Origin of the sequence: Enterobacter cloacae complex sp. P29RS (assembly GCF_014893445.1) — a bacterium.
Classification (GTDB): Bacteria; Pseudomonadota; Gammaproteobacteria; order Enterobacterales; family Enterobacteriaceae; genus Enterobacter; species Enterobacter intestinihominis.
Genome location: NZ_JADBPZ010000015.1, coordinates 76,305 through 88,430, shown reverse-complemented (window position 1 = coordinate 88,430; position 12,126 = coordinate 76,305). Strand labels below are relative to the sequence as shown.

The following is a 12,126-nucleotide window of genomic DNA, read 5'->3' as shown; positions in this document are numbered from 1 at the left end:
CCACGCCCTTTTTTATAGAGATTACTGACGCTAAATTGGCCAGATATTGTCGATGATGATCTGAAGGGTGCGGTTACCGCGGAACTCGTTAATATCCAGCTTATAGGCCAGCTCAACCTCGCGCACGCCGTTGTCCGGCCAGATGGAGGTATCAACGTTAAAGGCGATGCCGTCGAGCAGCGGCCCGCCGCCGACCGGTTCCACCATCACTTTGAGATGGCGTTCGCCCACGATGCGCTGTTGCAGCAAACGAAAACGTCCGTCGAAAAGCGGCTCCGGGAACATCTGCCCCCACGGGCCGGCATCGCGCAGCATCTGCGCCACCTCCATGGTCATTTCAGCCGGAGAAAGCTCGCCGTCAGAAACCACTTCACCCTGCAACAGAGACGGATCGATCCACTCGGTGACCAGTTCGCCAAACAGACGCTGGAACTCGTCGAACTTCGCCTCTTCCAGCGACAGGCCTGCCGCCATCGCGTGACCGCCGAACTTAATCATCAACCCCGGATGCAGCGTATCCAGACGCTCCAGCGCATCGCGCATATGCAGCCCCTGAATGGAACGACCAGAGCCTTTCAGCGTGCCGTCCCCGGCGGGGGCGAACGCGATCACCGGGCGGTGGAAACGCTCTTTAATGCGCGACGCCAGAATGCCCACCACGCCCTGGTGCCATTCGGGGTGATACATCGCCAGCCCACCCGGCAGGTTATCGCCGCTGCGCTCCAGCTTTTCGCACAGGGTCAGCGCTTCGGCCTGCATCCCCTGCTCAATCTCTTTACGGGTCTGGTTGAGTGCGTCCAGCTCACTGGCCAGCACGCGCGCTTCGCCGATGTTGTCGCACAGGAGCAGCGCAACGCCAACCGACATATCGTCCAGCCGCCCCGCCGCGTTCAGGCGCGGGCCGAGGGCAAAACCCAAATCGCTTGCCGCAAGCTTCAGCGGATCGCGGTTGGCAATTTCCAGCAGCGCCTTGATCCCCGGACGGCATTTGCCCGCCCGAATGCGGCTCAAGCCCTGCCAGGTGAGAATACGGTTATTGGTATCGAGCGGCACCACGTCCGCCACGGTTCCCAGCGCCACCAGATCGAGATACTCCGCAAGATTCGGCACGGCAATCCCGCGCGATTCGAACCAGCCCTTATCACGCAGCAACGTGCGTAACGCCAGCATCAGATAAAACGCCACCCCTACTCCGGCCAGCGATTTCGACGGGAAATCGCAGTCGCGCAGGTTCGGGTTAATGATGGCTTCGGCGTCTGGCAGGGTTTCTCCTGGCAGGTGGTGATCGGTGACCAGTACCGGGATCCCCAGCGCATGGGCATGATCGACCCCCGCATGAGAAGAGATCCCGTTATCCACGGTCATGATCATCTGTGCACCACGGGCATGGGCCTGATCGACCACTTCCGGGCTGAGGCCGTAGCCGTCTTCAAACCGGTTCGGCACCAGGTAAGCCACGTTATCGCAGCCCAGCGCACGCAGGCTGAGTACGCTCAGCGCGGTACTGGTTGCGCCGTCGGCATCGAAATCGCCCACCACGACAATCCGCGTCCCGTCACGGAACGCGTCGTAGAGCATTTCAGTCGCTTTTTCGATGCCACTCAGCGCTTGCCAGGGCAGCATGCCTTTAACGCTGCGCTCAAGATCGCTTGCCGTACGCACGCCACGGCTGGCGTACAACCGCTTTAACAGCAGCGGAAGCGTATCTGGTAAATCCGCGGTTTCAATCGCATCGCGGCGGCGCAGTTTTATCGGGGCTTTCACGCGAATTATTTACCACCCGTCTGTTTCTGGTGTTCGTCGAGGAACGCTTTCATCTCTTTTGGCCCCTGGTAGCCCGGCACCACATAGCCGTTGCTCAGCACAATGGCTGGCGTACCGCTCACGCCAAACTGTACGCCCAGCGCGTAGTGGTTAGCGATGTCGATATCGCAGGAGGCGGGCTTCACGCCTTTACCGTTCATCGCATCATCAAAGGCCTTGTTGCGGTCTTTCGCACACCAGATCGCTTTCATATCCTGCTCAGGCTGACTCTGCACGCCAGCGCGTGGGAAGGCCAGGTAACGCACGGTAATGCCCAGCGCGTTGTAGTCTTTCATCTCTTCATGCAGCTTGTGGCAGTAGCCGCAGGTGATGTCGGTGAAGACGGTAATGACGTGCTTTTCCTGCGCCGCTTTGTAGACAATCATCTCTTTTTCGAGCGCATTCAGGTTTTTCATCAGTAGCTGGTTGGTGACGTTCACCGGCTGCGCACCGCTCACGTCGTACATTGGCCCCTGAATGATGTGCTTTCCGTCTTCGGTCACGTACAGCACGCCGCTGTTGGTCAGCACCGTTTTCATGCCAGCCACCGGCGCTGGCTGGATCTCGCTGCTGGCGACGCCGAGTTTCGTCAGAGACTGTTTAATGGCGGCATCATCCGCATGGGCAAAACCGGAAACCGAAGCTGCCAGCAGGGTGAACAGCGCTAAAGACTTTTTCATATATGATCCTGTAACAATTCGTCGGCACTCACGCGCGAGGGTGGTGCTGTTGGTGTAGCTGCCGCAGGCGTTCCGTCGCGACATGGGTGTATATTTGCGTCGTTGAAAGATCGCTGTGTCCAAGCAACATCTGCACCACGCGTAAATCCGCGCCGTGGTTTAACAGATGCGTCGCGAAGGCGTGACGCAAAACGTGCGGCGACAGCTTCTCACTGTCAATACCCGCCAGTGTGGCGTAATGTTTAATGCGATGCCAGAACGTTTGTCGCGTCATCTGCTGCGCGCGCTGGCTCGGGAATAATACATCTATGGAGACGCCGTTCAGCAGCCACGGACGCCCGTGTTCCAGATACGTCTCCAGCCAGTAGACCGCCTCTTCACCCAGCGGCACCAGCCGTTCTTTGTTCCCTTTACCGATAACGCGCACCACGCCCTGACGCAGGCTGATATCGCTCATCGTCAGGCCCACCAGCTCAGAAACGCGCAAGCCCGTGGCATACAATAGTTCAAGCATGGCTTTATCGCGTAACTCCAGCGGAAGGTCAACTGCGGGCGACTGTAATAATCTCTCAACTTGCGCTTCGCTGAGATCTTTTGGCAGCCGCTGAGGCAGTTTAGGCGATGCCAGCAGTGCGCTGGGATCATCCGCGCGGCTCTTCTCGCGGTAAAGGTGCTGGAACAGGCGGCGCATGGCGCTCAGCAGACGTGCGGAGCTGGTGGCTTTGTACCCCCCTTCCATCCGCTCAGCCAGTAACCCTTGCAGGTCATCACTTTGTGCGCTTTCAAGCGTCAGCCCCCGGTGCGCCAGCCACTCGACCAGCAAAGTGAGATCCCGACGATAGGCGCTAAGCGTATTTTCAGCGAGGTTTTTCTCCAGCCACAGCGCGTCGAGAAACTGTTCGATGAGTGCGAGATCCTTTTCCACATCAACCCCTATGGTTCTGCAATCTGGCCATTATGCCTGATTGCCATCGGTTTCTGGTACACTACGCGCAAAGTCATAGCAAGAATTGAGATAGTTACGCGATGAATATTGGTCTGTTCTATGGTTCCAGCACCTGCTACACCGAAATGGCGGCGGAGAAAATTCGCGACATTATTGGCCCGGAACTGGTGACGTTGCATAACCTGAAAGATGACGCGGTTGCCTTGATGGAGCAGTACGATGTGCTGATTCTGGGTATCCCTACCTGGGACTTTGGTGAGATTCAGGAAGACTGGGAAGCCATCTGGGATCAGCTCGATTCAGTCAATTTTGAAGGCAAAATCATTGCGATGTACGGCATGGGCGACCAGTTGGGCTACGGGGAGTGGTTCCTTGACGCACTCGGCATGCTGCACGACAAACTGGCGCCAAAGGGCGCGACCTTTATCGGCTACTGGCCTACGGAAGGCTATGAGTTCACCAGTCAAAAACCGATTATTGCCGACGGTCAGCTGTTTGTCGGGCTCGCGCTGGATGAAACCAACCAGTACGATCTTAGCGACGAGCGCCTCCAGAGCTGGTGCGAGCAGATTCTGGGTGAGATGGCCGAGCAGTTCAGCTGATTTACTCCTGCGTCGGCTGTTGCACGATCAACCGGCGCAGATCTCGCCACTCCGCAGGATCCATACTGTCTGCTGCCAGCCACAGGTGCTGGCGACGATTGTCCTCGACCCGACGCAGCCGTAGCATCATCCCGGTGTTGAGCATCCACGGCGTCCCTATCATTTCCCACTCTTTTCCCTGCCAGCGCAGGCGAGAATCCATCAGCAGCTTAATTTCCCCCTGACGGGCGTTGATTCGACGCTGGCTGCGCACGCTGTCAAACACTACAAACGACAGCAAAAGCAGCCACAGAGGGGTATAGCTTAGCGGCCACGGCACCAATAACACCATTGCCGCGACCAGACCGTGGAGCAGTAAGGACATCCACTGTGAGCGCCACGAGACGCGAAGATCAGATTGCCACAGGACCACGTTCCTGATTCCGTGTTTGAATTAATTGCACCATCCGTTGCAACTCGGTGTCGGCGGGCTTGCCGTGATTCATCAGCCAGTTGAATAAATCCGGATCGTCGGACTCAAGCAGACGGACAAACAGGCGCTTATCGTCATCGCTTAAGCTGTCGTACTCATACTCGAAGAAAGGCATGATGGAGATATCAAGTTCACGCATGCCGCGACGGCACGCCCAGTGAATACGGGCCTTGTTGTTAATATCCATGTTCTGTTTCCTGCATTACGTTTGGCACAGTCGGTATCCCGTTCGGTATTCATTATTGCTCTTCGGGAACACCTGCTAGTGTAACGTGTTTTTGACCGTTTCTTTACTGGAATATTGCGAACCTCGAGCAAGCTTCCTGAATAATCCTTATAAAGACAGCGGATTACACTATTTTGCGTAGCGCCACGCATAACCGCGTAATGGCACGAATGGCCTGCTGAAAGCGCTTGCATTGAATACAGTCTCTTTTACCATTAGGTATTATCAAAGCGTTAAGCAATTCAGGACATCACTATGGCATTTACACCATTTTCTCCTCGCCAGCCCGCCGCCTCTGCGCGTCTGCCGCTGACGCTGATTACTCTTGATGACTGGGCACTGGCGACACTGACCGGTGCGGACAGCGAAAAATACCTGCAAGGCCAGGTCACGGCGGACGTGGCGCAGTTGACTGAGCACCAGCATCTGTTGGCCGCGCATTGCGATCCAAAAGGCAAAATGTGGAGCAACCTGCGTCTGTTCCGCCGTCAGGACGGATTCGCCTTGATTGAGCGTCGCAGCCTGCGTGACGCCCAGCTTAAAGAGCTGAAAAAATACGCGGTCTTTTCTAAAGTCACCATCGCCCCGGACGATGAACACGTTCTGCTGGGGGTCGCGGGTTTCCAGGCGCGTGCAGCGCTGAAAAACCTGTTTGCCGAGCTACCGGATGCCGGAAAACAGCTGATCAGCGAGGGAGAAACCTCCATTCTGTGGTTCGAACACCCTGCGGAGCGCTTCCTGCTGGTAACCGACGAAGCAACGGCGGAACGCGTCACTGACGCCCTGCGCGGTGAAGCACAGCTCAACAACAGCCAGCAGTGGCTGGCGCTGAACATCGAAGCGGGCCTGCCAGTTATTGACGCGGCAAACAGCGCGCAGTTTATCCCGCAGGCGACAAACATCCAGGCGCTGGGTGGTATCAGCTTTAAGAAGGGCTGCTACACCGGACAGGAAATGGTGGCGCGTGCGAAATTCCGCGGCGCGAACAAACGTGCCCTGTGGACGCTGGCTGGTCACGCCAGCCGTGTGCCGGAAGCGGGTGAAGATCTCGAGATGAAGATGGGCGAAAACTGGCGCCGTACCGGCACCGTGTTAGCCGCCGTCCAGCTCGATGATGGCCGCCTGCTGGTGCAGGTTGTCATGAATAATGATATGGAGCCCGACAGCGTGTTCCGCGTGCGGGACGATGCAAACACGCTCAGCATTGAGCCGCTGCCGTATTCACTGGAAGATTGATGCTGTATCGCCCGGTGTTGATATTCTCCCTCTCCCTGTGGGCTGAGGGATCCCCAGTAATTTGAAAGCAAAAGCGATAACGTTGCCTCAGAATAACTGAGGGCTTTCAGCGATGCCTCGGTCCGGCTGTAAATCGCTGAGGCGTTTCCTGTAGGCCGGGGCGAGGCGCAGGGATGCGCCGAGAGGGCGGGCTTTACAGGGATGTTACCTCCGCCCGTCCCCGATAAGCCGGAAGGAATAAGCCGAAGGCACCGCGAAGCGGCGATTTTCCGCCGGAAGCCCGGGTCGCCAGGGTGGTGGCGACTGAGCCACCCTGGCACGTTCACCGGTCATGTCGTGACAGAGTAGCAAGGAACATAAAGTGAACGGAATGACCACCAGAGCCGTATGTTCCCCCTCACCCCAGCCCTCTCCCTCAAGGGAGAGGGGGCCATCTGTGCAGGCATTATTTTGTGGGGAACCCTCAGCCCTGTGGGAGAGGGTTAGGGTGAGGGCACCAGACCGCACGGAATCAATTAAACGGCGCCTCCCCCTCCAGCACCATATCAATCACGTCCAGCACCCCTTCGTCATTATTATTTGGCGCTTCATAGCGGGCCACAGCCTTTATATGCGGTCTGGCGTTGGCCATCGCGAAGCCAAACCCAGCCTGGCGCAGCATCTCCACGTCGTTACCGCTGTCGCCAAAGGCCACCACTTCACTGTCCTCAATGCCCCAGCGCGCTTGCAGGATCCGCAGGCCGTTAGCTTTGTGCACGCCAGGGATTATCAGGTCGATACTGCCGTGACCCGTGGTCACCGGCACCATGATGTCGCCAAGCTTCTCATGCAGCAGCGCCTGAATGCGCGGTATTTCGTCGTCAGAGACGTTAAGCCCGAACTTGAAGAAAATATCGTTGAGGTTGTCAAAGCTGCTGACGCTTTCAAGGCGGTGATAGTATTTCGCCGCAATCTCTTTGAAGAGGTCGTTATACGTTTTCAGCGTGTAGGCGCTGTTTTTTCCGCAGGCAATTATCTCAATGCCGGGCACGTCGTTTAACAGGGTGGCGACGGTCAGAAAATGCTCTTTCGACAGTTCGCCGTTAAACACGTCTTCGCCCGCATCCACCACCCAGCCGCCGTTTTCGGCGACGAAGGCGATTTCATGGGCGATCTCGGGGAAAAATGAGATCAGCTGGTAGTACTGGTTTCCGCTGGCGACCACAAAACGGATGCCTTGCGCTTTCATGCGCGCGTACTGCGCCAGAAAACGCGCGCGATTATAGGTTTTCGCATCGCTCAGGAAGGAGCCATCCATGTCGACTGCAATCAGTTTAACGCTCATATCCCTTCTCCATTGTCGTTTGTTCTGCTTCCGGTTTTGCCACCGCACGCGCCACCAGGGCGGCAATAATCACTAACCCTAACACCACCAGCATGGCGCTGCGCAACCCGTAGTGCTCACCGAGGAATCCAAGCAACGGTGGCCCCACCAGGAAGGCAAGGTAGCCCGTGGTCGCCACAACGCTCACGCGCGTCGGCGCATCGGGACCGGTATCGCTGGCAGCGGAAATGGTCAGCGGGAAGCCAAGGGAGGCGCCCAGCCCCCACAGGATCACCGACACACCGGCAATCCAGTCCACATCCACAAAGATGATCATCGCGATGCCCAGCCCACCCAGCAGGGCGCTGGCACGGACGACCGCCACGCGGCTGTAACGGTCGATAAACCAGCCGCCGGTAAAGCGTCCGACGGTCATGCCGAGCGTAAATCCAGCGTAGATCAGCGAGCCGGAGGTGGGGCTAAATCCGTGCCCGTCCACCATCAGCAACGGTAGCCAGTCGTTGGCGGAGCCTTCAGCAAATGCCATCGCCAGCACCACCACGCCAATCAGCATTAGCTGGAAATCACGATAGAAGGGCAACCCTTTTGCCGCAGACTTCTGTTCGTCCGAGGCGTGTTGTCCTGTGCCTGCGGGAATAGCCCTGATGCCGGTGAGGATCGGGATAATACAGACCAGCGCCGCCAGCAAAATGTGCACATTGGCCGCAATGCCCAGCGCCGTCAGCGCCATCCCCACGCCCGCGCCCGCCAGCGTGCCGAGACTGTAAAAGCCATGCATCATGGGCAGCACCGTTTTGTTCATCGCCTGTTCGACGGCGGCCCCCTCGACGTTAATGGCCACTTCAGCCGCACCAAAGCTGCCGCCAAATACCATCAGCCCAAGGGCAAACATCAGCGGCGAGGCGAACCACAGCGCCACGCTCAAAGCGAACATTCCCACCACGGCGCAGCACATGGTGGTACGGATCACCGCGCGCGTGCCAAAGCGCTTCACCAGCCAGGCCGAGCAGAGGATGCCGCTCATCGAGCCAATCGACAGGCCAAACAGTACGATCCCCATCTCCGCCGTCGAGACGGACAGCGTATCGCGGATTGCCGGGGTGCGCGTTGCCCAGGAAGCCATCAGCAGCCCGGGGATGAAGAAGAACATAAACAGCGCCCACATGCGTAGATGCAGGGCTTTGCGAGGAGAAGTTAGCGTCATTGGGATCAGCACCAGAAGTACAACAATAGCGACAACACTAGCAACTTTGTGTACATTTGTACACAAACTGGATGAGGATTTTATGAGCAGACCACCGAACGACCCTAACCGCCGCGAGAAGATACTCCAGGCGACGCTGGACACCATTGCTGAGCACGGTATTCATGCCGTCACGCACCGCAAAATTGCCACCTGCGCAGGCGTACCGCTGGGGTCGATGACCTACTATTTCGACGGGATGGAGTCGCTTCTGGAGGAGGCGTTCACGTGGTTTACGCAGCAGATGTCTCAGCAGTACCGGGATTTCTTCGCGGGGGTGACCGGGCGGGAGAGGGCGTGCGAGGCCATTACCACGCTGATCCACAGTTCAGCCGTGACCACGCCACACAATATGGCGCTGATGTATCAGCTGTACGCTTTTATGCACCGCAGCGCCGCGCTGAAAACGGTGATGCAGGACTGGATGAAGATGAGCCAGACTACGCTTAAGCAGTGGTTTGATCCAGCCACCGCCCGTGCGCTGGATGCGTTTATCGAGGGGATGACGCTGCATTTTGTAACCGACCGGTCGCCGTTAACCCGGGAGGAGATCCGGGCGATAGTGGGACGGATTGCAGGCGAGGATACCGTCTGATAGCGCTCGCCCTGGCCACGCCTGATGTCAGGAGATTTTTTTCCCGCTGGCGTCAACGACGACTTCGCCATCTTCCTTTGTAAATGCCCCTTTTTGCGCGTCCGGAAGGATGTCGAGAACGACTTCAGAAGGGCGGCACAGACGTGTACCCAGCGGCGTCACCACAATCGGACGGTTAATCAGAATGGGGTATAGCAGCATGAAATCAATAAGCTGGTCATCGGTGAAATTTCCCCCGGCAAGGCCCAGTTGCTCGTAAGGCTCGACGTTTTTGCGCAGCAGATCGCACACGGGAATCCCCATGTCTGCAATCAGCCTGGTCAGTTCATCACGCGACGGTGGGTTCTCAAGATAGAGAATAATTTCGGGTTCCGTACCGCTGTTGCGGATCATCTCCAGCGTATTGCGCGACGTGCCGCAGGCCGGGTTGTGGTAGATAGTGATGTTGCTCATATCCGTTACTCATTACAGTGTGAAGGAGAGACGTAGCGCCAGCGCGGCGAGCGTCACAAACAGAACCGGCAGCGTCATTATGATGCCCGTCCTGAAATAGTAGCCCCAGGTAATGGTCATGTTTTTCTGTGCCAGCACATGAAGCCATAGCAGGGTAGCCAGGCTACCAATGGGGGTGATTTTCGGCCCCAGATCGCAGCCAATCACGTTAGCGTAAATCATCGCCTCCTTAATCAAGCCTGTTGCCGCACTACCCTCAATGGAGAGCGCGCCGATCAATACCGTTGGCATATTGTTCATTATGGATGACAGAAAGGCGGTGATAAATCCGGTTCCCAGCGTAGTGGCCCAGAGTCCGTGTCCGGCTAAGCGATCAAGAACGCCTGAAAGAGACTCCGTCAGCCCGGCATTACGCAGGCCATACACCACCAGATACATCCCCAGCGAAAAGATAACGATCTGCCAGGGTGCGCCGCGCAGCACTTTCCCGGTGTTAATGGCGTGCCCGCGTTTCGCAACGGCAAATAAAATCAGCGCGCCAGTTGTTGCGATAGCGCTGACCGGGATACCCAGAGGTTCAAGCACAAAGAAACCGACGAGCAGTAGCAGCAGCACGATCCAGCCCGTTCTGAACGTCGGCAGGTCATGAATGGCCCGTGCGGGCTCGCGGAGTTTTGCCAGGTCATATTCCGGCGGTATTTCCTTGCGGAAGAACAGATGCAGCATCACCAGCGTCGCGGCAATTGCGGCGATATCAACCGGGATCATCACCGAGGCGTATTCGCTAAAGCCCAGCTTAAAGAAGTCCGCTGAGACGATGTTGACCAGGTTGGAGACAATCAGCGGCAGGCTGGCGGTATCGGCGATAAATCCCGCCGCCATCACGAACGCCAGCGTGGCCTGCTTGCTGAACCCCAGCGCCAGCAGCATGGCGATAACGATAGGTGTCAGGATCAATGCCGCACCGTCATTGGCGAACAGCGCCGCCACGGCCGCACCCAGCAGCACGATCCAGGTAAACAGCAACCGCCCGCGACCGTTTCCCCAGCGAGCAACGTGCAGCGCCGCCCACTCGAAAAAACCGGACTCATCCAGCAGCAAACTGATAACGATTACCGCGATAAACGTGGCCGTCGCATTCCAGACGATGTTCCAGACCACCGGAATATCGTTAACGTGGATCACACCGCTCGCCAGCGCCAGCGCGGCGCCAATGGTGGCACTCCAGCCGATACTGAGCCCTTTGGGCTGCCAGATAACCAGTACCAGCGTAAACAGAAAAATAGCCCCTGCCAGAAACATCTTTTACTCCGTTATATCTGTTTTTGTGAATGTGTTGTGGTCAGCACGAGCCCGGGAGGCGGTTTTTCAGCTTCATACGTGTCTCTTCTCGCAGGCAGTTCCAGCTGTTATCGATAACGGTTGCCGCCCACGCGGGCATGTTGGGAGAGAGACGGTAGTAGATCCATTTACCCTCACGACGATCGATGACCAGCCCGGCCTCACGCAGCAATGCCATATGGCGGGAGACTTTCGGCTGCGGCTCGTTGGTAGCGGAGCAGAGATCGCAGACGCACAGCTCGCCCGCTTCACGCAGAAGCATGAGGATGGAGAGGCGCGTTTCGTCGGAGAGGGTTTTGAAGAGCTGAACGGGGTGAAGCATCTGGCGATCCTGCGTGGTTTTTGTCATATACACTAAATCATATATGTTTGTGGCGAGTGAGTGAAGGGCAATAAGGGCAAATAAATGTCCTCAGTGAAGTACCATTACGTTGAGCCGTCGTCTTTGAGCCACAGACAGGGCGGGATTAGAAGATTAATGATTCCTGGTTTTGTTGAATATCTTCAATGTTATGAGACAGACGATCGTTGCAGATGTTAACAGAATTAAAATATCAATATTTGTATATGTTTCGTACATTGTCTCCGCATTAATATCACCATAGATAAATCCGCAAATAGCAGTTGCAACGTCGTGGTTAATATAAGCTGTTGAAGGACCCAGCATACGTCCTGCCAGAAAGCTAAGTAACACAAACCAGACGGCCTTAAGTAGTGTTGAGCCCCATTTACAGGCAAGGGTAGTGATATCCACCGTCAATAACCTCAATACAGCCGCGAGCCATATGTGAACGCATACATGGGACCTAAATAAATTCCGGTTTCAGAAGAGCGATTCCGAAATTGGAGTGGTGAGCGAGCTTTATGTAGACTTCTGTCGCTATCCCCGGATGAAGCCTTCATTCCTTTTCCTGTCATCAGGTGGATTAATTCGTTCCAGCTTATGCCAGCTGCCTGTATCGAAGTTCAAACCCGATCATATCTACGCTCAATCGTTGTTCTTTTAAGATATTGACCAGGCAAAATTTAACCGCGCAAGAAGATCAGCTATACCGCCCTGGAAAATAAGGTAGTGTTATAAGTAATTGATAGGGAAGGGTATTAATTTCAGGAAACAAAAAACCCATCAACCTTGAACCAAAAATGGCGGGGTTGATGGGCTCCACAAATTGGGGACATCAAAGAAAAGCAGTGGCACTAGTTAT

The 12,126-nt window shown here is 56.3% G+C and carries 13 protein-coding genes; 3 read left to right on the top strand and 10 right to left on the bottom strand.

The genetic code is table 11. The features are described from left to right. Positions 1-30 precede the first annotated feature (30 nt). The 3 genes from recJ to xerD are packed head-to-tail and all read right to left on the bottom strand — an operon-like array spanning position 31 to position 3,408. Complete coding sequence (gene recJ, locus IM282_RS13065; protein WP_038416675.1) at positions 31-1,764, bottom strand: single-stranded-DNA-specific exonuclease RecJ; 1,734 nt, start codon at positions 1,762-1,764, stop codon at positions 31-33. Between the two features lie 5 nt (positions 1,765-1,769). Then, positions 1,770-2,483, bottom strand: a complete 714-nt coding sequence (gene dsbC, locus IM282_RS13060) for a bifunctional protein-disulfide isomerase/oxidoreductase DsbC (protein ID WP_022649304.1) — start codon at positions 2,481-2,483, stop codon at positions 1,770-1,772. Between the two features lie 28 nt (positions 2,484-2,511). Next, a complete protein-coding gene (gene xerD, locus IM282_RS13055) occupies positions 2,512-3,408 on the bottom strand; it encodes a site-specific tyrosine recombinase XerD (protein ID WP_192970467.1) in 897 nt (298 codons plus the stop codon). Between the two features lie 101 nt (positions 3,409-3,509). Between xerD and fldB the strand changes: the two genes are divergently transcribed. After that, positions 3,510-4,031, top strand: a complete 522-nt coding sequence (gene fldB / locus IM282_RS13050; RefSeq protein ID WP_015571793.1) for a flavodoxin FldB — start codon at positions 3,510-3,512, stop codon at positions 4,029-4,031. A 1-nt stretch (position 4,032) separates the two neighbouring features. Here the strand turns inward: fldB and IM282_RS13045 are convergent, their stop codons facing one another. Next, positions 4,033-4,443 (bottom strand): protein YgfX, encoded by a 411-nt coding sequence (locus tag IM282_RS13045; protein WP_022649305.1) that lies wholly within the window; start codon positions 4,441-4,443, stop codon positions 4,033-4,035. Next, positions 4,424-4,690: an FAD assembly factor SdhE gene (gene sdhE / locus IM282_RS13040; RefSeq protein WP_003863437.1), complete on the bottom strand. Its 267-nt coding sequence runs from the start codon at positions 4,688-4,690 to the stop codon at positions 4,424-4,426. Before sdhE ends, IM282_RS13045 begins: the two co-directional genes overlap by 20 nt. Before the next feature lie 294 nt (positions 4,691-4,984). Here sdhE and ygfZ point away from each other — a divergent pair, with 294 nt between their 5' ends. After that, on the top strand, positions 4,985-5,965 hold the full coding sequence (gene ygfZ, locus IM282_RS13035; protein ID WP_063147415.1) for a tRNA-modifying protein YgfZ: 981 nt from the start codon (positions 4,985-4,987) through the stop codon (positions 5,963-5,965). A gap of 511 nt (positions 5,966-6,476) precedes the next feature. On the opposite strand, the gene IM282_RS13030 is transcribed toward ygfZ, so the two are convergent. Together IM282_RS13030 and IM282_RS13025 are read right to left on the bottom strand one after the other, a co-directional pair. Further along, the gene (locus IM282_RS13030; RefSeq protein ID WP_192970466.1) at positions 6,477-7,289 is read right to left on the bottom strand and encodes a Cof-type HAD-IIB family hydrolase; all 813 of its coding nucleotides are present in this window, start codon (positions 7,287-7,289) and stop codon (positions 6,477-6,479) included. Continuing rightward, on the bottom strand, positions 7,279-8,493 hold the full coding sequence (locus IM282_RS13025) for an MFS transporter (RefSeq protein ID WP_023299676.1): 1,215 nt from the start codon (positions 8,491-8,493) through the stop codon (positions 7,279-7,281). The genes IM282_RS13030 and IM282_RS13025 overlap by 11 nt, the downstream gene beginning before the upstream one ends. Positions 8,494-8,575: 82 nt before the next feature. On the opposite strand from IM282_RS13025, the gene IM282_RS13020 reads away from it, so the two are divergent. Beyond that, on the top strand, positions 8,576-9,127 hold the full coding sequence (locus IM282_RS13020) for a TetR/AcrR family transcriptional regulator (protein WP_023305764.1): 552 nt from the start codon (positions 8,576-8,578) through the stop codon (positions 9,125-9,127). Between the two features lie 27 nt (positions 9,128-9,154). Here the strand turns inward: IM282_RS13020 and arsC are convergent, their stop codons facing one another. The 3 genes from arsC to IM282_RS13005 are packed head-to-tail and all read right to left on the bottom strand — an operon-like array spanning position 9,155 to position 11,243. Beyond that, on the bottom strand, positions 9,155-9,580 hold the full coding sequence (arsC, locus tag IM282_RS13015; RefSeq protein WP_023299678.1) for a glutaredoxin-dependent arsenate reductase: 426 nt from the start codon (positions 9,578-9,580) through the stop codon (positions 9,155-9,157). Positions 9,581-9,592: 12 nt separating this feature from the next. Continuing rightward, positions 9,593-10,882: an arsenic transporter gene (locus IM282_RS13010; RefSeq protein WP_023299679.1), complete on the bottom strand. Its 1,290-nt coding sequence runs from the start codon at positions 10,880-10,882 to the stop codon at positions 9,593-9,595. A 40-nt stretch (positions 10,883-10,922) separates the two neighbouring features. After that, complete coding sequence (locus IM282_RS13005; protein WP_023299680.1) at positions 10,923-11,243, bottom strand: metalloregulator ArsR/SmtB family transcription factor; 321 nt, start codon at positions 11,241-11,243, stop codon at positions 10,923-10,925. Between the last annotated feature and the right edge of the window lie 883 nt (positions 11,244-12,126).

Coding starts and splice junctions, on each gene's coding strand:
- arsC (WP_023299678.1), bottom strand. CDS start 9,580: ATGAGCAACATCACTATCTACCACAACCCGGCCTGCGGCACGTCGCGC.
- IM282_RS13010 (WP_023299679.1), bottom strand. CDS start 10,882: ATGTTTCTGGCAGGGGCTATTTTTCTGTTTACGCTGGTACTGGTTATC.
- fldB (WP_015571793.1), top strand. CDS start 3,510: ATGAATATTGGTCTGTTCTATGGTTCCAGCACCTGCTACACCGAAATG.
- IM282_RS13005 (WP_023299680.1), bottom strand. CDS start 11,243: ATGCTTCACCCCGTTCAGCTCTTCAAAACCCTCTCCGACGAAACGCGC.
- IM282_RS13025 (WP_023299676.1), bottom strand. CDS start 8,493: ATGACGCTAACTTCTCCTCGCAAAGCCCTGCATCTACGCATGTGGGCG.
- sdhE (WP_003863437.1), bottom strand. CDS start 4,690: ATGGATATTAACAACAAGGCCCGTATTCACTGGGCGTGCCGTCGCGGC.
- IM282_RS13020 (WP_023305764.1), top strand. CDS start 8,576: ATGAGCAGACCACCGAACGACCCTAACCGCCGCGAGAAGATACTCCAG.
- dsbC (WP_022649304.1), bottom strand. CDS start 2,483: ATGAAAAAGTCTTTAGCGCTGTTCACCCTGCTGGCAGCTTCGGTTTCC.
- IM282_RS13030 (WP_192970466.1), bottom strand. CDS start 7,289: ATGAGCGTTAAACTGATTGCAGTCGACATGGATGGCTCCTTCCTGAGC.
- ygfZ (WP_063147415.1), top strand. CDS start 4,985: ATGGCATTTACACCATTTTCTCCTCGCCAGCCCGCCGCCTCTGCGCGT.